Below are 24,044 nucleotides of genomic sequence, written 5' to 3' on the forward strand. Positions count from 1 at the left end.
AATTTTTTTTAAACCAAGAGTTGTATTGGTTTTGTACAATTTATTAGTTTTGTACAAATTTAATTAATTTTGTAATACTGTTTGTTACTTTCAGCCAACGGTTAAGAACATGGAAGATTATAATAAGATCATAGAGTCCCTCGGAGTAAAATTTGTGAGAGCTCGTAACATCCAGATACTTCAGCCCATTACGATTAGAAATTTCTATGACGTACAGAATTCACTGACCATTTTGTATGATGGTGAAGTGTCTTTTGGCGACGAGGAACCGGTTAAGATCGATAAGGGAGACATGCTGTTTATTCCTGGAGGGAAGCATGCGACGGTGACGTACGGAAACAAGGCGCTGGCCAAGCCGGTAAGCAACGAGGAGTTCATGACCAACCGCGATGTTTATTTCCAGGCGATTAATGAGCCGAGCCAGATTGGTACCCTCAGCAACTCTTTCGGGTTGATCTCGTTCGAAGCGAAAGTATTTGATACGGTGAACTTTTTTACCTCGCTGGACATACCTCCTTTCGTAATCAAGTACAGCGAGAACATTGCCCAGACCATCAACCAGATCCTGAGCGAGGATATGACCGATACTGCCGGAAAGGGGCGTATCATTAAAATCAAAACTGAAGAGGTCGTAATTGAAATCATCAGGTACATCCTGGAAAACAAGCTCTTTGTTGAGCAGCTTGTAACCAATAGTACCTATTTCAAAGACCCGCGCCTCATCGATATCTTTGCCTATATCAAAGACAACCTGGGCGGTGATTTGTCTAATAAGGTACTGGCCAATGTTGCCAACGTTTCCGAGGATTACGTAGGACAATACTTTAAAATGCTGACTCAGATTAATCCCCAGGATTATATCGAATACCAGCGCATGGAAAAGGCGGTAGACCTGCTGCGAACCTCGAAGAAAAGCATCCGGGCCATCGGCTCTGAGGTGGGTTATAAGGACACAGCCTATTTCTGCCGTCGTTTTAAAATGATGTTCGGGATTCCGGCAGGCAAAATGCGCCGCCGCGAGTCGCTGATGAATGTTTAAAACGCGATACATAATTTGACTGAGAAAGGGTACATGAAAGTGTACTCTTTTTTTTAACACCTCTGGATGAAATCGATTGCTGTTTATTGCGCTTCAAGTTTTGGCGCGCCGTTGTATACGCAGGTGGCGTATGACGTGGGGAAGACGCTGGCGCAGCGCAACGTCCGCGTGATCTACGGCGGAAGCACAGCCGGCTTAATGGGAAAAGTTGCCGATGCCGCCCTGGAAAACGGCGGAAGCGTTGTGGGGGTTATCCCCGACTTCCTGAGCAAGCTGGAATTAATGCACCCCGGCCTCTCGGAAATCCATGTGGTAGAAACGATGCACCAGCGAAAGGCCAAGATGGTGGCACTGTCTGAAGGAATTCTCGTTCTGCCCGGCGGCTACGGCACACTCGATGAGTTGTTTGAAGTGCTCGCCTGGTCCCAGCTCAGGATATTTAACGGACCCGTGGGGATATTGAATGTAAACGGGTTCTATGACCTGCTGCTCGCCCACTTGGACAGGGCGCGGGAAGAACAGTTTTTGCGATCCGAAAACCGCGATTTGATCAGGGTCGATGATAATTTGGAAGGTTTGTTGATGCAAATGGATAAATTTGTTCGTTAACAGGGAAGGGGGGAGATCGGGAGTCGGAGATCAGAAATCGGAAGTCGGAAATCAGAAATTAGAAATCGGGAATGGGAAATCAGGAAGTGAAGACCGGAGGTCAGCTGCCCGGACGGGCCGATTTCGGACCTCCGATTTCCGACTTCCCAATTTAAACACATAAGCAATTGATGATACGCAACGCAACGGCGCTTTTGGTGATATGGATGGGGGCCGGTTTCGGGTTGGTAAAGGGGCAGTCGGCCAACCAGCCGGAACTCCTCGGAGAAGCGGTGAACTCGGATTATAATGAAATAGGCCCGGTGATTGCACCGGACGGAAAGACGCTCTATTTCTCGAGAATCAGCCACCCGCAAAACGCCAACGGCGAGAACGGAAGCCAGGACATCTGGTACACCGAGTTTCGCAACAACAAGTGGACCAATGCTGTCCGCATGCCCAACATTGTTAACAAAGACGTGTACAATTCGATTTACAGCATCACCCCCGACGGGAATACGATTCTTCTGAAAGGGTCCTACGTAAAAGGCGTCTATCAAACCCGTGGTTTTTCGGTCAGCAAAAAGGTCAGGAGAACCTGGAGCGTCCCTGAAACGATTGAAATACCCGATTATGAAAAAATGAGCAAAGGTGAATTCGACTGCGGATTTTTATCCAACGACGGAAAAACCCTTGTCATGTCGTTCAGCGACAAAAAGAAAGGCCGTAACGATGACCTCTACGTAAGTTTCAAAGATAAGGATGGGAAATGGAGCAAGCCCCAGAGCCTCGGACCCGACCTGAATACTCCCGGACACATGGAAACCACTCCATTCCTCGCCGCGGACGGACTTACCTTGTATTTCTCAAGCGACCGCCCGGGCGGATTAGGGGGTAACGATATTTATTCTTCGAGGCGCCTCGATGCCTCCTGGAGAAAATGGACAAAGCCGGTTAACCTGGGGCCTTCCGTAAATACTCCCGGGTTTGAAGGATACTATACCGTAGCTGCGGCCGGCGATTACGCTTACTGGTCAAGCAATAATGCGGGAAGCACAAAAAAAGGCGACGTCTTCAGGTTGTCCCTGCAAAAGCCCAAAGCTCCCGATTCAACCGGTGCGGCGACCGGGCAGCCGGTCATTGCCGAACAGAAGGACCTGACCCGGCCGGATCCGGTTACGATGCTTTCGGGCAGGGTGCTGGACAGCAAAACCGGAAAGCCCGTGGAGGCTATGATCGTCTTTAATGAGTTTCCCAGCGGCAGAGAGGCCGGAACTGCTACCACAGATCCCGAAACAGGGGCCTATAAGTTTACATTGCCATACGGCGCCAAGTATACCATGCGACCCGTAGCGCCCAACTTCGTGGCGGAATCGGAGTTAATAGACCTGACGGATGCCGGGGTGGCTTCAGCCAGGAAAAAAGATTTGCTGTTGAGCAGCCGGACACCGGAACTACCCGATTCGTCGGCCAGTGCCGCACCGCCGGTTGTGGTAGCCGCGAACCCTGCCGGCAAAGCAGGCCAGGACAGTACCCGTGGCGATACAAACGGCGACGGGCGCATTGCGAAGCTGGATTCGGTGAGCAAGCCGCGGGAGCAGCCGGTACCGGCCGGTAATGCGGATAAAACAGGTGCCGGAGACGGCAAGACAGCCGCCGTTGATACTACTCAAAACCGGTCTTACCAGGAAGTTGACAAAACGCTGAAGGTGGTGGCGATAGAAGTGGGCGGCGTGGTACGTCTGAACAATATCTTTTTTGAAACGGCCAGTGCCCGGTTGAGGGGAGAATCTAAAATGGAGTTGGATCAGATGGTTCAAACCATGAAAGAGCACCCTACCATGCGGGTAGAACTTGGCGGGCATACGGATAACGAAGGCAGTGAGTCGACCAACCTGAAGTTATCGCAGGGCCGCTCCAATGCCGTGAAGGCATACCTGTTACAAAACGGGATAGCGGCTGACCGGGTAACAAGTGTCGGCTACGGCGAAAGCAAGCCCGTGGCAGGCAATGAAACTGCAGAAGGGCGCCAGGCCAACCGGCGGGTAGAATTTACGATTATACAGAAATAAGGAACGGGGGGCTAGCTAACCACTCCCCCGTTCCAGATAGAACCTTTTTCAGGTGACAGGAAGGTGAGGCTTCCGTCCCTGTCTTCCGCCATTAAGATCATCCCCTGGCTTTCCATGCCCATCATTTTCCGCGGTGCGAGATTGGCCAGGTAGAGGACTCTTTTCCCCACAATGTTTTCCGGGGCAAAATGCTCCGAAATACCGCTGAGAACGGTTCTCGTTTCGATTCCGAGATCTACCTTCAGTTTCAGCAGCTTTTTGCTCTTGGGGACTGCCTCTGCTTCCAGGATGGTAACGACGCGTATATCCAGTTTCGAGAAATCGTCAAATTGTATGTCTTCTTTTACCGCAGGCACAACTTTTCCGGCCAGTAAGTTTTGCGCCCTGGCTTCATGCAACTTTGCAATCTGCGTTTCAATTACCGAATCCTCTATTTTTTCAAAAAGCAATCCGCCTTCCGCAAGAACCGTCCCGGCCGTAACCAGGTCGAGTTTGCCGGCATCGGCCCATTTTGTGCCCGTAAGCCCAAACTGCCGGTTGATCTTTTCGGCGGTAAAAGGCAATACCGGTTCGGAAACAATGGCCAGCGCGCCGGTAATCTGGGCGGCAATATTGAGGATAGTCCCTACTCGCCCAGGGTCGGTTTTGATCACATGCCAGGGTTGCGTGTCGGCCAGGTATTTGTTTCCCAGCCTGGCGAGATCCATGATCAGACTGGTTGCTTCCCTGAAGCGATAACTTTCTATCGCGTTTCCTATTCTTTCGGGGAAGGCTGCCAGCTCCCTGAGCACCTCGGCGTCTGCCGGTTCGCCGACACCGGCTACGGGGACCTTTCCTTCGAAGAATTTCTGGATAAGAACGCTAACCCGGTTGACGAAATTCCCGTAAATCCCCACCAACTCGCTGTTGTTCCGGGTCTGAAAATCGTTCCAGGTAAATTCACTGTCCTTGGTTTCAGGGCTGTTCGCCGTGAGTACATAGCGAAGCACATCCTGCTTGCCGGGCAGGGCGCGGAGGTATTCGTGCAGCCACACCGCCCAGTTCCTGGACGTTGAAATTTTGTCTCCCTCCAGGTTCATGAATTCATTGGCCGGTACGTTGTCGGGAAGAATATAGCTGCCTTCTTCCATCAGCGTGGCCGGGAATATGATACAATGGAAAACGATATTGTCCTTTCCGATGAAATGGACCAATTTGGTTTCGCGGTCTTTCCACCAGTTTTCCCAGCCGCTGTCGTCTCCGTTCTTTTGGATCAACCAGTCTTTAGTCGCCGAAATATACCCGATGGGGGCTTCGAACCACACATATAAGACCTTACCGTCGGTATCGGGGAGGGGAACCTTTATTCCCCAATCCAGGTCACGCGTCATGGCCCGGGGTTTTAACCCTTCTTTTAACCAGGATTGGCACTGCCCCATTACATTCGTTTTCCATTCCGGGTGGCTATTGATAAATTCCTCTACCTTCGGCTGCAGCCTGTCGAGTGGAAGGTACCAGTTTTTTGTAGCCTTCAGTACGGGTTTAGCGCCTGAGAGCATGGATTTCGGGTTGCCAAGCTCGCGGGGGCTGAGGGTCGAACCGCAACGCTCGCACTGGTCGCCGTAGGCATCAGGGTTTTGACAGGTCGGGCAGGTGCCTACAATGTAACGGTCTGCCAGAAACTGGCCTGCAACTTCGTCATAATATTGCTCGGTGACTTCCTCGTCAAACGCGCCTTTTTCATAGAGCGTCGTGAACAGTTCTTGCGAAGTCTGGTGGTGAATTTCACGGCTGGTACGGGAATAAATGTCGAAGGATATGCCCAATTCGTGAAAGGCATCCCTGATCTGGTCATAGTATTTGTCTACCACCTGCTGGGGCGTTAATCCCTCTTTTTTGGCTCTCAGGGTAATCGGAACGCCGTGCTCGTCGGTTCCGCTGATGAACGAAACTTCGGCGCCGGTTGAACGCAGGTATCTGACATAAATATCCGCCGGAATATAGCATCCGGCGAGGTGTCCGATATGGATCGGTCCGTTTGCATAAATAAGCGCGGCGGTAACGGTATATCTTTTTGGATTTTTCAAAGCAGGCATTTGCGCGATGGTTGCATAACAATTAACAGGGCGTAAAGTTAGGAAAAAAAAAGCGGGCCGGGCGCGCCGGAAGTACCTGCTTTCATGAAGGTAAAGTGGAGTTTTGCTTCCGCCGGCCGGCTCTCAATAACAAATTTGCTACTTTTGTCTACACATGAAGGCGGATTTGCTCAAGCGATAATTACTAATAAGATCTTATGGGAGGAAATAAGCTCCGGTCCACATTTCTCTACGCCCTTTTTGCCGCCCTGTGGCTTTACGTGTTTTTTATGAGCGTCGTGAAGCCCCCTTTTTTATCCTACTATACATTTGATGAAACCTTCGTGACAGATTCGGGCGTCTTCCTCTGGTACGGCATTACCCCGAGAATCCTGGACTGGCCTGCCTCGCCGAGCGTATTGATGTATGCCGGTATCTTCGGCCTGTCGCTGCTGTACCAGGTGGCCGCACACCTGTCCGAACTGAAAGGGTTCCTGGACGCCTTTGTGGTAATGGACCGGACTGCGTACGACTACCTGTTTGATCGGGAAGCTTATATCCTGGCCGGAAGGGCCGTGCAATTGCTGATCGTGTTGACGGTGATGTTGTGGACGATCAGGTGGCTGATGCGAAAGACCAACGTATTGTTGACGGATCAGAGCCGTTTCTGGATCATCCTCGTGCTGATTTCCACCCACCTGCTCTGGAACAACGGGGTAGTACTGAGGCCGGAAGCAATTTCCGCTGTTTTTTTTCTGCACATTTTATGCCGTTTGGTTTTTTCAGAGCGGCTCGCCTGGAAGGATGTATGGGTGCTGTCGCTGCTCTTCGGGATCGTGGTGGCGGAGCGGCTGATTTTTATGTTCATGGCTCCCTTCTTCTGGTGCAGCATCTGGCTGCTGTCCGACACGGCCCGGTGGAGCCGTTTGCAGGTTTCCATAGGGGTGTTTACGGTTTCATTCCTGGCTTTTTGCCCCTTCGTCCTTTCCGATCCGCTGATTGTCTCCAAGGCCTTTTTCGGCGGAATTATGGCCAAAGTAAACGATGCGCCCATGGAAACTTTTTTTAACCGGGGATTTATCGCGAGTTATTTTGAAAGCCCAGCCGGTTACCTGGCACTCCTGCTTACCTTGCTGGGGATAACCAGGCTGGTAAAGGAAAAGAAAGCGATTTACTTCGTGATGATCGGAAATTGGCTGTTTTTCCTTTTCCTGGTGCTCAAATCTTCGAAAATATACGATCCGCATGTGCTGCCCGGCGCGCTCATCAACCTGCTCCTGATTGGGTTAGGCCTGGCTTCCGTGGTGGAGATGGCGGGAAGAAAATACCGGTACCTGGGCTGGGCTGTTGCCGGCCTGATTGTTTTGGGCGAGGTGGTCGCGGTGGTTTCCTACCATTCGTGGGTGCGGCGAAAAACCAATGTACAAGCCGCGGTTAACTGGGTAATAAAGGAGCTTCCCGCAGATGCGAGTATCCTGGCAAATATTGATGTGGGTTTGTTTATCCCGCCGAATAACGCCGCGCTTCAGCGGCAGATCTCGGCGGCGGATAATATTGAAAACAGGGTCAGAAAATTAAATTACCTCATGGGGCTTAACACCATTTCACAGGGCGGAATCACTGCAAAGGAAATGCCCATGGCGGCCGCAGCCTTCGCCTTTGAAGATGAAGAGCTGTTCGGACTGCAATACCGGCTGCTTCAAAAATACGGAGAAGACGAAAAACGAAAGCGCTTCGATATTGACCTTGCCGTTGAGAACAATACCTTGCTTTATCACGGCGTGCCGCAAGCGGAGGCCGATGAACGATTCCGGAACGGTCACTATACTTACCTGGTAACTGACGACGAGCTGGAGGGCCTGACGCCGCTAAAGGAATTCGGTGGCAATGACGGCGCGCCGCTCCGGGTATACAAGAGCGTCGTAAAACCAAGTACAGGACCCTGATGAGCCGTTCCCGCTATTGGTTGTGGATACTCCTGGCGGTACTTTGCTGCGGGGCATGCCGGCAGAGCAGCGTCCAAACGGAGAAGGCCGGCATTGCCATTTCATTTGATGACCGCTTCATTGCGGATTGGCACAACCTGAGGCCCCTCCTGAATGAATACCAGGCGCGGGTGACGTTTTACATTACCGGTGACACCCTGTCAGACATAGAATTGTCCATGCTCCGCGATCTGGCATCAGATGGCCATGAGATCGGGTTTCACGGGACCGTTCATGGCAACGCCCGGGAACTGGTGGCCGACCACGGCCCCGACGGGTACCTCGGCATAGAAATCCGGCCCGGTCTCGATTTCCTTCGGAAGAAAGGATTTAACCCTACCACATATGCTCACCCCGGCGGCACACGCTCGGGCCGTTCTGATTCGGTGTTGTTTGCCAACGGTTTTGTGACCCTCCGGGAGGTGTCTAAAGCAGAGCGCTACCTGGGAGGAATCCGGCTGTACCACATCCCGCCCGCCTGGATGCCGCATATTTACTACGATTTCGATCACCGCAGTACGCTTTTTGCCCTGCAAATCGATCGCGAAACTGAACTGTCGGAGGATGAGATGAGTTCTGCATTGGAAAAAGCAAAGACAGAAGGGAAAGTGCTGATGCTCTTCGGACATCAGCCGCTGCCGGAAAATCCGGCGCCCGAGCAGTACGGGTTCCGGGTAGATTTCCTCAGGTATATTTTACAGGAAGCTCATGCCCGCGGGCTTCACTTCTATACCATGTCGGAGCTGCAGTAAACGTTATCTGCCGAACTTTTTGTCTTTGTACGCCAGCAGCGGCTTTTCCAGGTATTCGTAAGAAAGAACGCAGATCAGAATGGTGCCGGCAATGGAAAGCGAGTAAATCAGGATATTGTGCAGTAAAACCGACTTGATTTCGAACGAAGCGAGCAGGTTGATGGTAGCCACAACCGCTATTACATGGTAGAGGTAAAGCCCGTACGAGATCCTGCCCAGGTAGCTAACCCATTTGTGCTCCAGGTGGATAACGGTAGCCGGGTTACAGGAAACGTTGATGATGAAGAACCCGAAAAGAAGCGCATACAACTCCATGAAGCCGAAAAAATGTACCCCCGAAAGGTAGAAGGCAATGGTAAATGCATAGACGGCGTATTGAACGTCGCGGCGGAACAGGAAATTGGTGATCTTCGTTTTGTTGTGAAAAACTACCCAGGCCAGCAGCCCGCCGAAAGCCATCACCTGGAGCCGGAACTGACCCAGGAAGGTAACCAGTTTTTCAACCTTTTTTTCTGGAGGAATTTCAAGAAAGTAAAGACCCGCCCACAATACCAGCGCTGTGACTGCGAAGAAAAAAAGGACAATTACCCATTTGCGTTTCGGGTATTTGAACAGCCACGGCCACAAATAATAGAACTGCTCCTCAACACCGATGGACCACGCCTGGGCGCACCAGTAAGGAAGATCATACAGCACAAAAGCAAAATTGGGAAGGATCAGCAGGAGAAAGGATAGTCGCTCCCAGTAATGGTTGGTGACATTTTCTACCGCACCCGGATACTCCAGCAGCGGAACCCGGGGAAAAATAAAGTACGACGACAGGATTACAATAAAATAGATAGGCCAGATGCGGAACGCCCGTCGCAAGTAAAAACTCCCCGCGGCAATCTGTCCGTGACGACTTTTTTCCTGGAGCAGGAGGTAGGTGATCAGGAATCCGCTCAGAACAAAAAAAAGCCCGACCCCAAGCCTTCCCATATGTTGTATAGTGGCCCAATGGTAAATATTGGGCATATCCAGCGCGTGCTTAGCCTGTTCTATATGATGAATCAGCACCATGAACGCGGCGATAAAGCGGACGCCGTTCAGGTTGGGGAAAAAGCGTTTTTGGGACATTCAAACTGTTTTACCGGGCAAAAATAACAGCAACCATCCATAAAACCGAAGCCTTAAGGTGTGATTGACCTCCTGGTACCATTAATTTGGTTTCCACCGCTACCACTTGCTCCTGTTTTTTGGGTAGCTTTGCAGCTCAGTGATACCCGGCCCAGCCCGGTTAAACCATCCATAAAAATGGCGAAACGCATTATATATTCAGACAAGGCGCCCATGCCCATTGGGCCGTACAGCCAGGCTGTTCTGGTGAATGATACCCTATACGTGTCGGGCCAGATTGCGCTGGAAATCGCCGGGAAAGGCGATATCAGCGCGGAAACCCATGCGATACTACAGAACATCGGGCATATCCTGAAAGCGGCCGGGCTCAACTATTCACATGTTGTGAAAAGCAGTATTTTCCTGAAGGATATGAATGACTTCGGGAAAGTGAACGAAGCCTACGGAACTTATTTCTCCGAAAACCCCCCGGCCCGCGAAACGGTGCAGGTAGCCCGTTTGCCAAAAGATGTAAATGTTGAAATTTCAGTAGTTGCCGTAAAATAACTTCCCCCCAAACGAAGCTGGTCGAAACAGCCGGTTAGTATTACAGAATTAATTGATAATGGATAAAGTACGTGTCCGTTTTGCTCCGAGTCCTACGGGGTCATTGCATATTGGCGGAGTGCGCACCGCGCTCTATAATTACCTGCTGGCCAGAAAGCATGGCGGTAAAATGTTGCTCAGAATTGAAGATACGGACCAGACCCGTTTTGTGCCCGGAGCAGAAGCTTATATCCTCGACGCCCTCGAATGGATGGGGATCGAAATAGATGAAGGGATCGTGAAGGGCGGCAAGGATTTGGGGCCGCATGCGCCTTACCGCCAGTCGGAACGAAAGCCCATCTACCGGGAGTATGCGGAGCGGCTCGTAAAGGAAGGCAAGGCCTATTATGCATTTGATACCGCGGAAGAGCTGGAGTCGATGCGGAAGGAGCTGGAGGCTGCCCAGGTGGCCACGGCGCAGTACAACGCGGTGACGCGTATGAAGATGAAAAATTCGCTTACGTTGTCTCCTGAAGAAACGGCGCGCAGGCTTGCAGCGGGGGATGCCCACGTGATACGGATCAAGCTGAATCCCCGCGACGAGGTAAGGCTGAATGATATGGTGCGGGGTTGGGTGTCCTGGCACGCAACAGAACTGGATGATAAGGTGCTCCTGAAATCGGACGGAATGCCCACCTATCACCTTGCCAGCGTAGTCGACGACCACCTGATGGAAATCAGTCATGTTATCCGGGGTGAAGAATGGCTACCATCCGCGCCTATCCACGTGCTTCTTTACCGCTATCTGGGCTGGGAAGCTACCATGCCGCGTTTCGCCCATATTTCGTTGGTATTGAACCCGGATGGCAACGGCAAGCTTTCCAAACGCGACGCCGGCATCGGAGATTTTCCAAGGATTCCGCTTTCGTGGACGGACCCGGTGACCGGCCAGAAGGCTATCGGGTTTAGGGAAGAGGGTTATTTGCCTGATGCAATGGCTAACTTCCTGGCTTTTCTCGGCTGGAATCCCGGTACTGAACAGGAGCTGTTTTCGATTGACGAGCTGATCCAGGCTTTTAGCCTGGAAAGGATGAATAAGGCCGGCGCACGTTTTGACATTCAGAAAGCCAGGTGGTACAACCAGCAATACATCCGGATGATGGCCGACGAGAAGCTGGGCGGACTGGTAATACAAGACGCGAAAAACAGGGCGGCCGGCCTCGACGAAGCGCTGGTTCCGAAATTTGTACGTCTGTTTAAAGAACGGGTGACCTTTGTGCATGAAATTGTTTCGGAATCAACTGGTTTGCTGATCGCCCCCGAATCTTACGAGACGGAAGTGGCGTCAAAAAAGTGGACTTCGGAAGCGGTTCGGGGTATTGAAGCATTTAAGGTAGCGCTTGCGGGCGCGTCGCCGGAGGTCAATGCCGAAGAAGCAAAAAACCTGCTGCATGACGTCCTTGAATCCCTGGGGATAAAAATGGGAAAGGTCATGCAAAGCCTCCGCCTGGCCATTACCGGGAAGGGAGCAGGTCCGGACCTGATGCTGATTATAGAAGTGCTGGGCCGTGACGAAACGGTGAAGCGCCTCGATGCCGCGATTGAACGCCTGCCTGTAATTGATTAATAATTGATTGTGCAGGCAACAAAAAAACAGCAGCCATTCTTCCGGGCTGCTGTTTTTTTGTTGGATGTGGTTTTATGCACCTATCACCTCGTAGAGAATCTTCTCCGTAAGCGGTTTGGTGTGATAGTAGACATGCTCCCAGATACTGGATGCCTTTTGCTGGTCCTTCGGTAGCGACGACGTAGATAGCATCACCACCTTGGTTTGCGCGTGTACCTCCGCAGGGAGCGCCTTGTACTTTTCCAGAAAATCGAAACCGCTCATGCCCGGCATATTGATATCCAGGAAAATAATGTCCGGTCTGCGAAATGCGCCGGCATGGTTGTCCTTAAAATAGTTCAGGGCCTTTTCTCCACTTTCAGCAACCAGTATTTCCGGAGAAAGCCCGGTATCCTGAATTACCAGCCGGTGTAAAAAATTATCATCGGGGTCGTCGTCGATCAGCATGACGCACTGCGGAATAACATGAGCGGGCATAGCTTTTATTCTTCAAACAGGCTTCCGAAACGCCCGATGACCGAGCCGCTTTCCTTGTTGGCATTGGGACCGCCCGTAGAAAGGCGCTGAACCAGTTTGGAAATAGGCATGGATTGTATCCAGCATTTGCCCGTTCCGCGCAAGGTGGCAAGAAACATGCCTTCGCCGCCGAAGACCATGGATTTCAGGTTTCCGGACCTTTGAATGTCGAAACTGAGGGAAGGTTCAAACGCTACCACACAACCGGTATCAACCCGGAGCGTCTCATTGTTGAGCTGGCGCTCGATCACCACGCCGCCCGCATGAATAAAGGCTAACCCGTCGCCGCTCAGCTTCTGAAGTATAAATCCTTCTCCGCCGAAAAGCCCGGAACCGAAACGTTTGTTGAAATGTACCTTCATACTGGTTCCGAACGCGGCGCAAAGGAAACCGTCTTTCTGAACAATCAACTCGTTGCCGTAGATCTGTGCCAGGTCAACGGGGATTATCGTGCCCGGATAAGGAGCAGCAAAGGCAACCTTCTTTTTCCCGGCGCCCTGGTTGGTAAAATGCGTCATGAACAACGACTCACCGGTAAGCAACCGGCTTCCGGCGCTGAATACTTTGCCGAGAATACTCTGGTTGGCCTCCGATCCGTCGCCCATTTTGGTTTCGAACTGGATGCCGTCTTCCATAAACAGCATGGCGCCGGCTTCCGCAATTACCGTTTCGCGGGGGTCAAGCTCTATTTCGACGATCTGGATATCGCCTCCTGTAATCTGGTAATCAATTTCATGGGACCTCATAAAAAGGAGCGGTTTTGGCTGTTAACAGTTATTATTCTTCTTCTCCCGTCGATTTTTCATCAAAAATATCAAACGGAGCGTCTTCGTCCGGCAGCTCCTCGTCGTCTTTCACGCCCGGTAGGTCTTCCCGGTCTTTCAGCTTCTTGTCTTCGACATGGCGGTTCAAAAACTCATTGATCTTATCCATGTCGAAAGTTGACGTAATTTCGCCAAAAGAGTTGATCTTGATGTCAAATCCGTCCAGCTCTTTATGAACTTTCGGAAGTTCGGCTCCTTTCTTGCCTGATGCGGTGGATTTTCTCTTCGCCATGTTGCGTGCAGGACGGAACGTCCGGGTTAAGTACAATTAACGGGTGGAGTAATTGGGGGCCTCCTTCTGGATCATGATATCATGCGGATGGCTTTCCTTTACCCCTGCAGAGGTTATTTTGATAAATTTCGCCTGCCACAGCTCCTGTACATTGGCAGCGCCGCAGTATCCCATACCGGCTTTCAGACCACCGTTCATCTGGTAAAGTATTTCGGCAACTTTTCCTTTGAAAGGAACGCGCCCTACAATTCCTTCCGGTACGAGCTTTTTAATGTCGTCTTCGGCGTCCTGGAAATACCGGTCTTTCGAACCTTCTTCCATTGCCTCGAGCGAGCCCATTCCGCGGTAGACCTTAAACTTACGGCCTTCATAGATAACAATTTCGCCGGGGGCTTCGTCCGTGCCGGCAAGCATCGAGCCTATCATCACCGTGTGCGCGCCGCCGGCAAGCGCCTTGGTTACGTCGCCGGAGAACCGGATACCGCCGTCTGCTATTACCGGGATATCCCGGTTTTGAAGTGCTTCAGCTGCTGAAATAACCGCCGACAATTGGGGAACCCCGATACCGGCGATGATACGCGTCGTGCAGATACTTCCGGGGCCTACGCCGACCTTTACGGCATCGGCGCCGGCGTTGGCAAGCGCAATGGCGGCCTCGCCGGTTGCGATGTTGCCCGCTATCAGATCAACGGTAGAAAAGTGAGCTTTGAAAGCTTTTACCGCATCTATCACCCCTTTGGAGTGTCCATGTGCCGTGTCGAGGCTGATAACATCTACACCGGCTTTGATAAGCGCATCGGCCCGCTGCAGCATATCCGGCGTAACGCCGAGCGCCGCACCCACCCGCAGCCTTCCGTAGGCATCTTTCGAGGCGTTCGGATGAGATTTGCGCTTCATGATGTCCCGGTAAGTGATCAGGCCCGTGAGCTTGTAGTCTTTGTCTACGATCGGAAGCTTCTCAATTTTGTATTCCTGCAAAATAGTTTCCGCTTCGTCCAGCGTAATGCCTTCCTGCGCGGTCACAAGGTTGTCGCGGGTCATAATTTCCCGCACGGGGCGATTGCCGTTTCTCTCAAAACGCAGGTCCCGGTTGGTTAGAATGCCGATCAGCTTTCTGTTCCCGTCTACCACCGGTATCCCACCGATCTTGAACTCGCGCATAATCTGGTGCGCATCCGCAAGTACCGCATTTTCCTGCAAGGTGATGGGGTCAAGAATCATGCCGCTTTCTGAGCGTTTTACTTTCCTGACCTGTTCTGCCTGCTTTTCAAGCGACATGTTCTTGTGGATGACACCGATCCCGCCTTCCTGGGCCATGGCAATAGCCAGTTCATATTCGGTAACGGTATCCATCGCCGCCGAAACGAAAGGAAGATTGAGCTCTATGTTTCTGGTGAGCCTGGTTTTGGTGCTGGTTTCTCTGGGGAGAACTTCTGAATAACCTGGCAGAAGAAGAACGTCGTCGTAGGTAAGCGCTTCGAAAAGCACTTTGTTGGAGCTTGAAATCATAGCAAATAATCCGGTCGTTTATTTGCAAGGCAAATTTAGTATAAAAAGTTGAAAACTAAATGCGCGGGGTTTCGGAAAAAAGTAAAGTTTTTTCCGAAAGGGGAGGGGCCGAGGTTCAGCGCCTTGTATCCGGGCATCGATAGTGATACCCTGCGGCGACCGGCTCAAAAGAAACGTAATCTCACCCGGGGAGCGTAACCCTGATTTTTTTTACCTGGCGTTTGTTGGCTGACAATATTTTGAAAGTGAGGTCTTTGCATACGGTTTCTTCGCCAATTCTCGGAACCCGGGTGAAGAGCTCCAGGATCAGGCCCGCCAGCGTTTCGCTTTCGGTGCGCAGCTCCGAAAAGTAGTCGCTTTCGAGTTCGAGGGCCCTGATCACGTCATTGAGGAGAGCCTGTCCTTCGAAGACAAAATTATGAGCGTCCAATTGTACAAAATTGCTTTCGTCTTCGTCGTCATGCTCGTCATTGATGTCGCCGAATATCTCCTCTATAATGTCTTCGAGCGTTATCAGTCCGCGTGTGGTTCCGTACTCGTCGATGACGATCGCCATGTGTACACGTCTTTCCTGGAACTCTTCAAGGAGACTGTCAAGCCGTTTGGTTTCAGGGATAAGATAGGGTTTCCTGATGAGCTTCTGCCAGTTGTAATTTTCATCCTGTCGGACGTACGGCAGCAGGTCTTTGATGTAGAGAATACCTTCTATATCGTCCAGGTTGTGCCGGTACACGGGTACCCTGGAATAGCCGAACTTGTTCACGAGGTCCATCAATTCATGGAAATCCAGCTCGTTGCTGAATGCCCTCATGCCGGACTTCGAAACCATGGCCTCCCGCGCGGTAGTTTTGCCCATGGCCGCGACCCCGAGCAACAGTTCTTTTTCTTCAAGGGTATCGGATTCGGCGCTGTCCGGAAGGGGCGTTACCGGTTGGTGCTTGTCTTTGCGGTAAATTCTCAGGGTAGTGGCGATCCTGAGGAAAATACGCCCTATTGGGCTTAATACATCCAGCACCGGGATAACCAGTGAAAGAAATCGTTCCGGCAGGTCCGCAGCATATTTACTGGCGTACCATCTGGATATGGCGTCGGCGACCAGCCAGATCGCCACCAGCGCCAGGAAGCAGTAACGGGCGGTTTCCAGGTCTGTCAGTTCCGCTATAAAAGTGTTTGCTGCAAGGATGAAGGCCAGCAGCATACAAAAGTGCTGGATCAGCAGCAGCGCGAATCGCCCGTGCCGGTCCGGAGTTTTTTGGTGAATTTTTTTTCTCCAGGGAGTTTCCAGGGCGGCATAAGCGGAAAGGCAGGCTCTTAGTGCGGAACAAACCAACGCAACCACCAGGAGCGCAATAATAAGAATGAAGCCCGGGAAAATGCCCGCTGCTAATAAGAGCAGCGGCGAAAAAGAGTTAAGAGTTGAATGCGGGTTGAATAGCCGGGAGCCCGTTCGGGGGTCTCCCTCTTCACCATCAGGTAAATCTTCCACGAAATTGGTTATTTTTTAAAAAGGCAAATCATCATCATCGTCCTGGGCAGCAATAGCCGGGGGAACTTCAGACGACCGTTCCGGCGGCGCAACCCTGGCGGCACTCGGCGGGTCGGCCTGGGGCGAGTTCGGTTTTCCCAGAAGGGTCATGCTGTCACCTCTTATCGCTACCCGGCTGCGCGGGTTCCCGTCTTTGTCCGTCCAGTTTTCGGTGCGCAGGCGCCCTTCAATATAAACCTGGTTTCCCTTTTTCAGATGCTGTTCTGCAATTTGAGCAAGGCGATCCCAAAGCTCAATCCTGTGCCATTCGGTCTGCTCGATGCGTTCGCCGTTTTTATTGGTATAGCTTTCGGAAGTGGCGATGTTAAAATTAGCCACCATCGACCCGCTCGGGAGATGCCTGACCTCGGGGTCTGCGCCGAGGTTGCCGATCAGAATTACTTTGTTAACTCCTGCCATTTCGCTGATTGGGGTTGCAAGTTAAAATACTGCTGTCCGCAAATGCACGGTATTCAAGTGTTAAAGAGTTAAAGTTACAAAAAATCCTTCAGAAACCGGTTAATGGGGAGCGGCTTTGGGAGCTCTTTTATTTCGCCGGGCGTATACCATTGCAATTCCGCCGGCAGTGACACGGTTTCCGGGAGTTCGAGCATGGAAAAGGAAATCAGAAGGCGGCGATGCGTTAAAAGGTGCTTTGCCGGGCCCGAAACCGGGGTGGGCGAGAACCGGGCAAGGTCTTCAGGAAGCACCGCCGGCCAGTCGGGTGCGGCTCCCGCCTCTACTTCGAGGAAGTCGAAAAGCCCTTCCCAGATATCCTTTCCGGTGCGTTCTTTCATCGCGATGCTGCCGTTTCTGCACAATACCACGTAATGGATATGGCGCTCTTTTACCTGTGTTTTCTTGTTTTTTACGGGCAGCATGCTTTGTGCTTCATGACGAAATGCATAGCAGGTACTGTTAACCGGGCAGCTCGGGCAGAGCGGAGAAACGGGCGTGCACTGCAGCGCGCCGAATTCCATTATAGCCTGGTTGAAAGTGGCCGCCTGCCCGGGCGGCATGGCCATCGCGGCGGCTTTTTTGAATAAATTTCTTGAGGCCGGGTTGGCGATGTCTTCGAATATGCCGTAGTACCTGGACAACACGCGAAAGACGTTTCCATCCACGACGGGGGTTTGCTCATCGAAGGCAAAGGAAGCGATTGCCGACGCGGTATAATCGCCGACACCCCTGAGCCCGATCAGTTCCCGGTAGCTGGCAGGAAACTTTCCGCCGTACTCCAGCACGATCGTCCGGGCGGTGGCATGCATGTTCCTGGCCCTGGAATAGTACCCCAGGCCTTGCCACAGGGCGAGCACTTCCTTTTCTGAGGCGGCGGCAAGGGCATGAATATCGGGAAAGGCTTGCATGAAGCGCTCGTAATACGGGCGGCCCTGGACCACCCGTGTTTGCTGGAGGATTACTTCGGAAAGCCAGATCGGGTAGGGATCGCGGGTGCGCCGCCAGGGGAGGTCCCGGCTATTGCTCTGGTACCAGTCAACTAGTTTATATCCAAAATGAGCGGTGAGAGTTGCTTGGGTGTTCATAGGCGGCTCAGTCTGATCCCGCGGGGTATCAGGCTGTAACAGAAAAATGTTAGCGGATTCAACTTTTTAACTTGATGAAAAAGATGTAACTTTGTGTTTTCAAATTTGAACCTAAAAATAAGTAATCAGTAATAGTTTATCTAAAAAGTTAGTATAAAGTGACTAAAGCAGAAGTAATAGCTCAAATATCGGAAAAAACCGGTGTAGAGAAGGTTGATGTTCAGCAGACACTTGAGTCTTTTTTTACAGTGATTAAAGACACGCTTGCTGCAGGTGAGAATATTTATGTTCGTGGCTTTGGGAGTTTCATCAACAAGAAGCGCGCAAGGAAAGTGGCAAGAAACATCTCGCTGAAAAGTACAATTATTATTGATGAGCATTTCGTACCGAGTTTTAAGCCGGCCAAGGTTTTCATCGAGCAGGTGAAAGAGAGCGAGGAGCTGAAGGCGCAGTTGTAACCAGGCTGGCCCGGTGCCGGGAAATGTAGAAAAGGTAGTCACTATTTTCAATACCCAATGAATAAAACAACCCTTTTGGTGGTAATACTTTCCGTTGGATTGGTAGGTTTGTTATACAGCCTGCCCAAGGGAGTAGTATCCAGCCAGTCGAAGGAGGTTTCTGCCGGGAAAATAGAGGAAAGTACCGATTCTTCGTCGAAGTCTTCAGAGGCTGAAGCGATGAGTCAGCATGGAGCACAGTCGCTTCAGCCGGAACAGCTGAAAGTGGTTGAAGATTTGAAAAAGGGGTCAGAGGCGGATGCAAATAAGCTTGCAGCTGTTTCGGATGCCTTTTTTAAGTTTCAAAAGTTCGACAGCGCAGCGGTTTACGCCGAAAAAGCTGCGGTGGTTGACGCTTCTGCGGCCAACTACCTGCGTGCCGGGGATCGTTATTATGAAGCGTACACATTTGCGGTCGCGGGAGAGAAAGCTGCTAAATTGGGAGAGAAAACGCGTTTTTTTTATCAAAAAGCGCTGGAGCTCAACCCGAACTATACGTTGGCCAAGGCGAATATGGCGATGACCTATGTGAATACGGAAAACCCGATGCAGGGCATCACGATGTTGCGTGAAATCCTGGATCAGGATCCCACCAATGAAGTCGCTCTGTTTAATATGGGGATTTTGTCAATCCGTTCCAATCAGTACGGCCGGGCGGTTCAACGTTTCAGCCAGATTATTGCAAACAACCCGGACAACGTAAAAGCGAAGTTTTATCTCGCGGTGAGTCTTTTGGAGACCGGTAAGCCTGATGAGGCGCAAAAGCTTTTAAAAGAAGTCAAAAACAAGGAGAAGGATCCCATTATCCAGAAGGCGATTGCCGAGCTGGAAGAAAGATTATAGGCAAATGCTGGGAGTTGCCTGTTTAAAGGCAGGCCCGTTTTGTCGGAAGATTAAGTAAAAACAATTAAACGTATTAATATTATGCCTTGCGGTAAAAAAAGAAAGCGTCACAAAATTGCTACGCACAAGAGAAAAAAACGCCTGAGAAAAAACAGACACAAGAAGAAGTAATTAGCTTCGCTGTGTTTTGTCTTCGTCAGTGAGGGGGAGTTTCGTCTAATCTGAAGGCAGGGTAGACGTTTCTCCCGTATTTCCACTGTATGGCGGCCTACGTGTTCTCAACTATTTACACCATGTATCTGGCTAGCATTGAGTAACGAATTAGTAATAAATTCTACCGAAAAGGGCGAGCGTATTGCCCTTCTGCAGAATAAACGGCTTCTTGAATATCATGTAGAATCGTCCAACCAGAGTTTCACAGTAGGGGATATTTACCTCGGTACCGTGAAAAAGCTGGTGGCAGGTTTGAATGCAGCATTCGTAGACGTAGGCTACGAAAAGGATGCGTTTTTGCATTATCTTGATCTTGGCCCAAAGATTAATTCCCTCAACCAGTATACAAAGGATGTTATTGCCAAAAGGGCCAATACGGGAAGCCTGAAGGATGTCCGGATAGAACCCGACATCGATAAGCAGGGCAAGATTGACAAGGTGCTGACCAAAGGGCAGCCTATTCTTGTCCAGATTGTCAAAGAGCCGATTTCAACCAAAGGTCCCCGTTTGTCCTGTGATATTTCCATCGCAGGACGATACATCGTACTGGTTCCCTTCGGAGATTCTGTAAACCTCTCCAAAAAGATTACGGAAAGACAGGAGCGGCAGCGGCTTCAACGGCTGATGTCCTCCATTAAGCCGCCGAATTTCGGTGTGATTGTCCGGACAGTTGCCCAGGGACATGATGTGGATGAGCTGAACCGCGATCTGCAGAATTGCCTCGACAAATGGGAACAGGGGATGAAGCTGCTTCGCGACGCCCGTCCGAGAGAAAGGATAATTGGTGAGATGAATCGTACTTCTTCGATTCTCCGGGATATGCTGAACGAGTCTTTCGACAGCATTACGCTTGATTCCAAGGAGGTCTACGAAGATACCAAGTCGTTTATCCGTACCATTGCGCCGGAAAAGGAGAATATCGTCAAGCTGTATTCCGGAAAAACCAAAATTTTTGAACAGTTCGGGCTTGAAAAGCAGATTAAATCACTTTTCGGGCGCTCTGTAAGCCTTCCCGGCGGCGGTTACCTGATCGTAGAGCATACGGAAGCGCTTCATGTGATTGACGTGAACAGCGGGAACAAGTCCAACTCCGAAGAGGACCAGGAGGCAACTGCACTTAGTGTCAACATAGAAGCGGCCAAGGAAATTGCCCGGCAATTGCGGCTGCGTGATATGGGCGGTATTATAGTGGTCGACTTCATTGACATGAAGAAGGCCGAGAACCGCAAGACCGTGTATGAAACCATGCGGGAGGTCATGCGGTCGGAACGTTCGAAGTTTACAATTCTTCCGTTATCAAAATTCGGGTTGATGCAAATCACCCGCCAGCGTGTACGCCCGGAACTCAACGTGGTGACCCGCGAAACCTGCCCGACCTGCAACGGCACCGGGAACATCCAGGCGAGTATCCTGGTGACGGATTCAATTGAAAGCCACCTGGATTACATACTTACCAAGCAGAACGAAAGGGCCGTCAGTATTGTACTGCATCCTTATCTTCACGCTTATTTTACAAAAGGCTTCATTTCCGAGCAAATGAGGTGGCTTTTCAAGTACAAGACCTGGGTTACGCTTATTCCGGACAGCGCAATCGGCATAACGGAATTTAAATTCCACAACCGTTTCGGCGAGGAGATGGAGTTGGTGGGTTAGCGTGCTGCCCCGGCCTTACCTGTTTTTCCAGACGGCGTGCCGCTTTTCCTTAAAAGCATGAATTCCTTCGGCAGCGTCCTCGGATTGCAGTAGTTTTTCAAGTTCTTCCTGCAGCATCCTGTAAAGGGTTGCCTGATTGTTGTGCGTATGCATGGCCTGGAAAGCCCGCATCCCGCTGGAAATAGCCAGGGGGGCACTGGCTGCAAGTTGCCCGGCCAGTTCGCTTACCTTTTCCTGTATGGAGCCCGCGTTTATCACGTCTGAAAGCAGCCCCATCTGATGCGCCTCGGCAGAGGTGTACAACCGGCCTGTCATGCACATTTCCATTATCTTTCTTTCCGGTACCCGCCTGGAAAGCGATGCCATAACCTGCATCGGCCAGATTCCTCTTTTAACCTCGGGCAAGGAAAAATGTACCTCAGGAGTAGCATAGGCAAAGGTCGCTCCCGCCAGGATCAGAAACCCGCCGGCTAATACCGGCCCTTCAATTTGGGCGATTGAAGGTTTGTAGGTAAAAGCAAAGGCTTCGCCGAGATTGACTTTCCGCTGCGGGGCAGGAATTGATCGCTGCACACCTGCGTCCAGGAAGGCATTCAGATCAGCCCCGGCGCAGAAAACAGGCCCTTCGGCCTTGATTACCAGGCACCGGATGGCGGTGTCCTGGTTGGCATAGCCCAGCACAAAAGCAATTTCTTCAGCCATTGCCTGGTTGAAAGCGTTTCGCTTCCCGGGCCTGGCAAGCGTAAGGGTGAGTACGTAATCTTTTACTTCCACCTTGAGGTACTGCAGGCGAGCAGGGTCGAATCGTGTATAGGTGTCCGGCGCAAAAAAAGGTGATTGCATGGCTTACGTTGGTTTTGGGAGCGATGTCCGCTATTTATTGGCGGCGATTTGCGTACGGAATATTTCCCTCGCCTCTTCCAGTGCTGCGGAATTAAGGTTGGGGGCCAGCTTGTGTTTCCGGGCGAAATAGACCAGGTTTTCGGTGGCAATATTCCCGACGAGATCATCCTGCGCAAACGGGCAACCGCCAAACCCTGAAATGGTACCATCAAAGCGCCTGCATCCTGCGTCAAAAGCCGCCGATACTTTTTCCAGCCAGGCGTCTGGACGGGAGTGAAAGTGCGCGCCTACCCTGAGATCAGGAAAAATGCGCGCGATTCCTTCAAAAACAAGGCTTATTTCGTCAGGCTTTGCGAGGCCGACAGTATCGGCAAGGGAAAAGTTTTTTATGCCCAGCGCTGAAAGCTTTTCCACCCAATTGAAAACGGTATCCGCGGTCCAGGGATCACCATAAGGATTTCCGAAACCCATTGACAGGTATACGACCAGTTCCTTCCCTTTTTTTTGGCATAAGGCATAAATGTCTGCTACGGTCCTGAAGGATTGTCCGATGCTTGCATTCGTATTTTTCAATTGAAAGGTTTCCGACAGCGAAAAGGGGTAGCCAACGTCGCTGATTTTTTCCTGTTCGCAGGCCAGTTCAGAACCTTTCAGGTTGGCAACAATAGCCAATAGCCTGGAATGGCTTTTTTCGAGTGAAACGGCTGCCAGTAATTTTGCGGTATCGCTGACCTGCGGCACGGCCCTGGGTGAGACAAAACTCCCTACATCTATTGTGTCAAAACCCGTCTCGATGAGTTTTTGTACATACCGGGCTTTGAGCCCGGTGGGTATAAAGGCATGCATACCCTGCCAGGCATCCCGCGGGCATTCTACCAGGTGCAGCCGGTGTATCGGAGTTGACATAGGCTTGTCTTTCTCCTAAAGTAGCACTTTCCTGCAGAAGGTGCAAGGCCGGTTGTCGCAGCTTATTAAACAGACGGCTGTCCGAAGAGCGCGGTCAGATCAGGCGTATGCCAAGGGTGATCTGCCATGATTTCAGTTTTTGCTTTACAGTCGAGCTGTTGTCGCCGGTGTTTACCTGGAAAGAATTGATATTAGATAGCGTCCCTTCTCTTCTGACATCGAGACTCAACCCGAAAATGTCGAGGCCCGCACCGACCTGGTAACCGAAAACAGCCTCCGACATTGCATTTGGTGAGGTAGTGTAGTACCGGATAGCGTCCTTTATTTTCTGGTTGTTCCCGATTTTAAACATAGCTACCGGGCCGGCGTTTACACGGAAGGGCCCGCCTTTCAGTCCGAACAGCAAGGGTACGTCAATACTGCTGAATTTATAGTCAATCTGTTTGACGGTAGGAGTCGGACCGTCGTTTTGCTGAATGTCGAATCGCCCTCCTTTGGTGGAGACCAGCACCTCGGGCTGTACATAAAAGCCTGATCCGAAGCGCATGTAAATCCCGCCGGACCAACCGGTCTTGCTGTCGAAACTTTCCTGGAGATTATCCTTTACGGTGTGGCCGTCATAGTCCAGATAGGGGTTTCCCTGGCCGTCATAACGGGTGGTAAGGAAATTGCCCATCGAAAGTTTCGAAAGGTTGACGCCCCCCTTGATTCCCATCGTGAATTTTTTCCCCTGGGCGCCGGCTGTATTGGTCAAAAAAGACGCAATTAACAGGAATAGAATGATGTGGTTTGATTTCATAGTTTGTGAAAAAGGTGTGAGCTATGAGCTGCAAGCTGTGAGTTGGTTGTCGGATGGGAGATCGGAAATCAGAAATCGGAAATCAGCCCTGGTTATTGTTTGTGAAAAAGGTGTGAGCTGTGAGCTGCAAGCTGTGAGTTGGTTGTCGGACATCGGAGGTCGGAAGTCCGATGTCCGATGTCCGACCTCCGATGTCCAAAAAAAAGCCACAATCTATCCTCACCCCTCATCGCTCAAACCTCACCCCTCAAGCCTCACAGCTGTTGAATAACGACCGTCTTGCGAAAATGTGATGGAAGATTTAATTTTTTTGATGGGGAATTAGCTGACCGGCCTTCGCTATCTTGCAATGTTGCAGGTAAGGGGTGAGGTGTGAGCCATG

Annotated in this window: 22 protein-coding genes; 10 read left to right on the forward strand and 12 right to left on the reverse strand. The window is 51.1% G+C overall.

Annotated features, from left to right (window positions below; all coding sequences use genetic code 11):
* Positions 1-109: 109 nt before the first annotated feature.
* From ABD852_RS22270 to ABD852_RS22280, 3 genes are all read left to right on the forward strand, one after another.
* The gene (locus ABD852_RS22270; RefSeq protein WP_345032940.1) at positions 110-1,039 is read left to right on the forward strand and encodes a helix-turn-helix domain-containing protein; all 930 of its coding nucleotides are present in this window, start codon (positions 110-112) and stop codon (positions 1,037-1,039) included.
* Between the two features lie 66 nt (positions 1,040-1,105).
* Positions 1,106-1,648: an LOG family protein gene (locus tag ABD852_RS22275; RefSeq protein ID WP_345032941.1), complete on the forward strand. Its 543-nt coding sequence runs from the start codon at positions 1,106-1,108 to the stop codon at positions 1,646-1,648.
* Between the two features lie 170 nt (positions 1,649-1,818).
* Entirely contained in the window at positions 1,819-3,699 is a 1,881-nt protein-coding gene (locus ABD852_RS22280; RefSeq protein WP_345032943.1) for an OmpA family protein, read from the forward strand.
* 11 nt (positions 3,700-3,710) lie between these two features.
* Here ABD852_RS22280 and metG read toward each other — a convergent pair whose 3' ends face one another.
* Positions 3,711-5,774 (reverse strand): methionine--tRNA ligase, encoded by a 2,064-nt coding sequence (metG, locus tag ABD852_RS22285; RefSeq protein WP_345032944.1) that lies wholly within the window; start codon positions 5,772-5,774, stop codon positions 3,711-3,713.
* Positions 5,775-5,971: 197 nt separating this feature from the next.
* Here metG and ABD852_RS22290 point away from each other — a divergent pair, with 197 nt between their 5' ends.
* Positions 5,972-7,699 (forward strand): hypothetical protein, encoded by a 1,728-nt coding sequence (locus ABD852_RS22290; protein ID WP_345032945.1) that lies wholly within the window; start codon positions 5,972-5,974, stop codon positions 7,697-7,699.
* On the forward strand, positions 7,699-8,490 hold the full coding sequence (locus tag ABD852_RS22295) for a polysaccharide deacetylase family protein (protein WP_345032946.1): 792 nt from the start codon (positions 7,699-7,701) through the stop codon (positions 8,488-8,490). Before ABD852_RS22290 ends, ABD852_RS22295 begins: the two co-directional genes overlap by 1 nt.
* Before the next feature lie 3 nt (positions 8,491-8,493).
* Here the strand turns inward: ABD852_RS22295 and ABD852_RS22300 are convergent, their stop codons facing one another.
* Complete coding sequence (locus tag ABD852_RS22300; RefSeq protein ID WP_345032948.1) at positions 8,494-9,606, reverse strand: acyltransferase family protein; 1,113 nt, start codon at positions 9,604-9,606, stop codon at positions 8,494-8,496.
* 177 nt (positions 9,607-9,783) lie between these two features.
* On the opposite strand from ABD852_RS22300, the gene ABD852_RS22305 reads away from it, so the two are divergent.
* Both ABD852_RS22305 and gltX read left to right on the forward strand, forming a co-directional pair.
* On the forward strand, positions 9,784-10,152 hold the full coding sequence (locus tag ABD852_RS22305) for a Rid family detoxifying hydrolase (protein WP_345032950.1): 369 nt from the start codon (positions 9,784-9,786) through the stop codon (positions 10,150-10,152).
* Positions 10,153-10,210: 58 nt separating this feature from the next.
* The gene (gltX, locus tag ABD852_RS22310) at positions 10,211-11,758 is read left to right on the forward strand and encodes a glutamate--tRNA ligase (protein ID WP_345032952.1); all 1,548 of its coding nucleotides are present in this window, start codon (positions 10,211-10,213) and stop codon (positions 11,756-11,758) included.
* 72 nt (positions 11,759-11,830) lie between these two features.
* On the opposite strand, the gene ABD852_RS22315 is transcribed toward gltX, so the two are convergent.
* The 7 genes from ABD852_RS22315 to mutY form a co-directional block, all read right to left on the reverse strand.
* A complete protein-coding gene (locus tag ABD852_RS22315; protein ID WP_345032954.1) occupies positions 11,831-12,235 on the reverse strand; it encodes a response regulator in 405 nt (134 codons plus the stop codon).
* 5 nt (positions 12,236-12,240) lie between these two features.
* Positions 12,241-13,020, reverse strand: coding sequence for a TIGR00266 family protein (locus ABD852_RS22320; protein ID WP_345032956.1), 780 nt, complete (start codon positions 13,018-13,020; stop codon positions 12,241-12,243).
* A 31-nt stretch (positions 13,021-13,051) separates the two neighbouring features.
* Positions 13,052-13,330 carry a hypothetical protein gene (locus ABD852_RS22325; protein WP_345032958.1) on the reverse strand — a complete coding sequence of 93 codons (279 nt, stop codon included), beginning with the start codon at positions 13,328-13,330 and terminating at the stop codon, positions 13,052-13,054.
* A gap of 36 nt (positions 13,331-13,366) precedes the next feature.
* Entirely contained in the window at positions 13,367-14,839 is a 1,473-nt protein-coding gene (guaB, locus tag ABD852_RS22330; RefSeq protein WP_345032960.1) for an IMP dehydrogenase, read from the reverse strand.
* Between the two features lie 181 nt (positions 14,840-15,020).
* Positions 15,021-16,325 carry a transporter associated domain-containing protein gene (locus ABD852_RS22335; protein ID WP_345032962.1) on the reverse strand — a complete coding sequence of 435 codons (1,305 nt, stop codon included), beginning with the start codon at positions 16,323-16,325 and terminating at the stop codon, positions 15,021-15,023.
* 15 nt (positions 16,326-16,340) lie between these two features.
* Complete coding sequence (locus ABD852_RS22340; RefSeq protein WP_345032964.1) at positions 16,341-16,784, reverse strand: single-stranded DNA-binding protein; 444 nt, start codon at positions 16,782-16,784, stop codon at positions 16,341-16,343.
* A gap of 74 nt (positions 16,785-16,858) precedes the next feature.
* The gene (mutY, locus tag ABD852_RS22345; protein ID WP_345032966.1) at positions 16,859-17,908 is read right to left on the reverse strand and encodes an A/G-specific adenine glycosylase; all 1,050 of its coding nucleotides are present in this window, start codon (positions 17,906-17,908) and stop codon (positions 16,859-16,861) included.
* Between the two features lie 158 nt (positions 17,909-18,066).
* On the opposite strand from mutY, the gene ABD852_RS22350 reads away from it, so the two are divergent.
* The 3 genes from ABD852_RS22350 to ABD852_RS22360 all read left to right on the forward strand — a co-directional run bounded on the left by ABD852_RS22350 (position 18,067) and on the right by ABD852_RS22360 (position 21,114).
* On the forward strand, positions 18,067-18,366 hold the full coding sequence (locus tag ABD852_RS22350) for an HU family DNA-binding protein (RefSeq protein WP_345032968.1): 300 nt from the start codon (positions 18,067-18,069) through the stop codon (positions 18,364-18,366).
* Positions 18,367-18,423: 57 nt separating this feature from the next.
* A complete protein-coding gene (locus ABD852_RS22355) occupies positions 18,424-19,248 on the forward strand; it encodes a tetratricopeptide repeat protein (protein WP_345032970.1) in 825 nt (274 codons plus the stop codon).
* Between the two features lie 309 nt (positions 19,249-19,557).
* Positions 19,558-21,114, forward strand: coding sequence for an Rne/Rng family ribonuclease (locus ABD852_RS22360; protein WP_345032971.1), 1,557 nt, complete (start codon positions 19,558-19,560; stop codon positions 21,112-21,114).
* 15 nt (positions 21,115-21,129) lie between these two features.
* Here the strand turns inward: ABD852_RS22360 and ABD852_RS22365 are convergent, their stop codons facing one another.
* The 3 genes from ABD852_RS22365 to ABD852_RS22375 form a co-directional block, all read right to left on the reverse strand.
* The gene (locus tag ABD852_RS22365) at positions 21,130-21,957 is read right to left on the reverse strand and encodes an enoyl-CoA hydratase/isomerase family protein (protein ID WP_345032972.1); all 828 of its coding nucleotides are present in this window, start codon (positions 21,955-21,957) and stop codon (positions 21,130-21,132) included.
* A 30-nt stretch (positions 21,958-21,987) separates the two neighbouring features.
* A complete protein-coding gene (locus ABD852_RS22370; protein ID WP_345032973.1) occupies positions 21,988-22,863 on the reverse strand; it encodes a hydroxymethylglutaryl-CoA lyase in 876 nt (291 codons plus the stop codon).
* A gap of 94 nt (positions 22,864-22,957) precedes the next feature.
* Entirely contained in the window at positions 22,958-23,662 is a 705-nt protein-coding gene (locus ABD852_RS22375) for a porin family protein (RefSeq protein WP_345032974.1), read from the reverse strand.
* Positions 23,663-24,044 lie beyond the last annotated feature (382 nt).

The sequence above is a fragment of the Ravibacter arvi genome (assembly GCF_039540405.1).
Taxonomy (GTDB): domain Bacteria; phylum Bacteroidota; class Bacteroidia; order Cytophagales; family Spirosomataceae; genus Ravibacter; species Ravibacter arvi.

Bases quoted from the DNA above. Each gene is read 5' to 3' on its own strand.
- metG (WP_345032944.1), bottom strand. From the start codon at position 5,774: ATGCCTGCTTTGAAAAATCCAAAAAGATATACCGTTACCGCCGCGCTT.
- ABD852_RS22375 (WP_345032974.1), bottom strand. From the start codon at position 23,662: ATGAAATCAAACCACATCATTCTATTCCTGTTAATTGCGTCTTTTTTG.
- ABD852_RS22340 (WP_345032964.1), bottom strand. From the start codon at position 16,784: ATGGCAGGAGTTAACAAAGTAATTCTGATCGGCAACCTCGGCGCAGAC.
- ABD852_RS22275 (WP_345032941.1), top strand. From the start codon at position 1,106: ATGAAATCGATTGCTGTTTATTGCGCTTCAAGTTTTGGCGCGCCGTTG.
- ABD852_RS22280 (WP_345032943.1), top strand. From the start codon at position 1,819: ATGATACGCAACGCAACGGCGCTTTTGGTGATATGGATGGGGGCCGGT.
- ABD852_RS22270 (WP_345032940.1), top strand. From the start codon at position 110: ATGGAAGATTATAATAAGATCATAGAGTCCCTCGGAGTAAAATTTGTG.
- ABD852_RS22295 (WP_345032946.1), top strand. From the start codon at position 7,699: ATGAGCCGTTCCCGCTATTGGTTGTGGATACTCCTGGCGGTACTTTGC.
- ABD852_RS22300 (WP_345032948.1), bottom strand. From the start codon at position 9,606: ATGTCCCAAAAACGCTTTTTCCCCAACCTGAACGGCGTCCGCTTTATC.
- ABD852_RS22325 (WP_345032958.1), bottom strand. From the start codon at position 13,330: ATGGCGAAGAGAAAATCCACCGCATCAGGCAAGAAAGGAGCCGAACTT.
- ABD852_RS22305 (WP_345032950.1), top strand. From the start codon at position 9,784: ATGGCGAAACGCATTATATATTCAGACAAGGCGCCCATGCCCATTGGG.
- guaB (WP_345032960.1), bottom strand. From the start codon at position 14,839: ATGATTTCAAGCTCCAACAAAGTGCTTTTCGAAGCGCTTACCTACGAC.
- gltX (WP_345032952.1), top strand. From the start codon at position 10,211: ATGGATAAAGTACGTGTCCGTTTTGCTCCGAGTCCTACGGGGTCATTG.
- ABD852_RS22365 (WP_345032972.1), bottom strand. From the start codon at position 21,957: ATGCAATCACCTTTTTTTGCGCCGGACACCTATACACGATTCGACCCT.
- ABD852_RS22355 (WP_345032970.1), top strand. From the start codon at position 18,424: ATGAATAAAACAACCCTTTTGGTGGTAATACTTTCCGTTGGATTGGTA.
- ABD852_RS22320 (WP_345032956.1), bottom strand. From the start codon at position 13,020: ATGAGGTCCCATGAAATTGATTACCAGATTACAGGAGGCGATATCCAG.
- ABD852_RS22370 (WP_345032973.1), bottom strand. From the start codon at position 22,863: ATGTCAACTCCGATACACCGGCTGCACCTGGTAGAATGCCCGCGGGAT.
- mutY (WP_345032966.1), bottom strand. From the start codon at position 17,908: ATGAACACCCAAGCAACTCTCACCGCTCATTTTGGATATAAACTAGTT.
- ABD852_RS22290 (WP_345032945.1), top strand. From the start codon at position 5,972: ATGGGAGGAAATAAGCTCCGGTCCACATTTCTCTACGCCCTTTTTGCC.
- ABD852_RS22315 (WP_345032954.1), bottom strand. From the start codon at position 12,235: ATGCCCGCTCATGTTATTCCGCAGTGCGTCATGCTGATCGACGACGAC.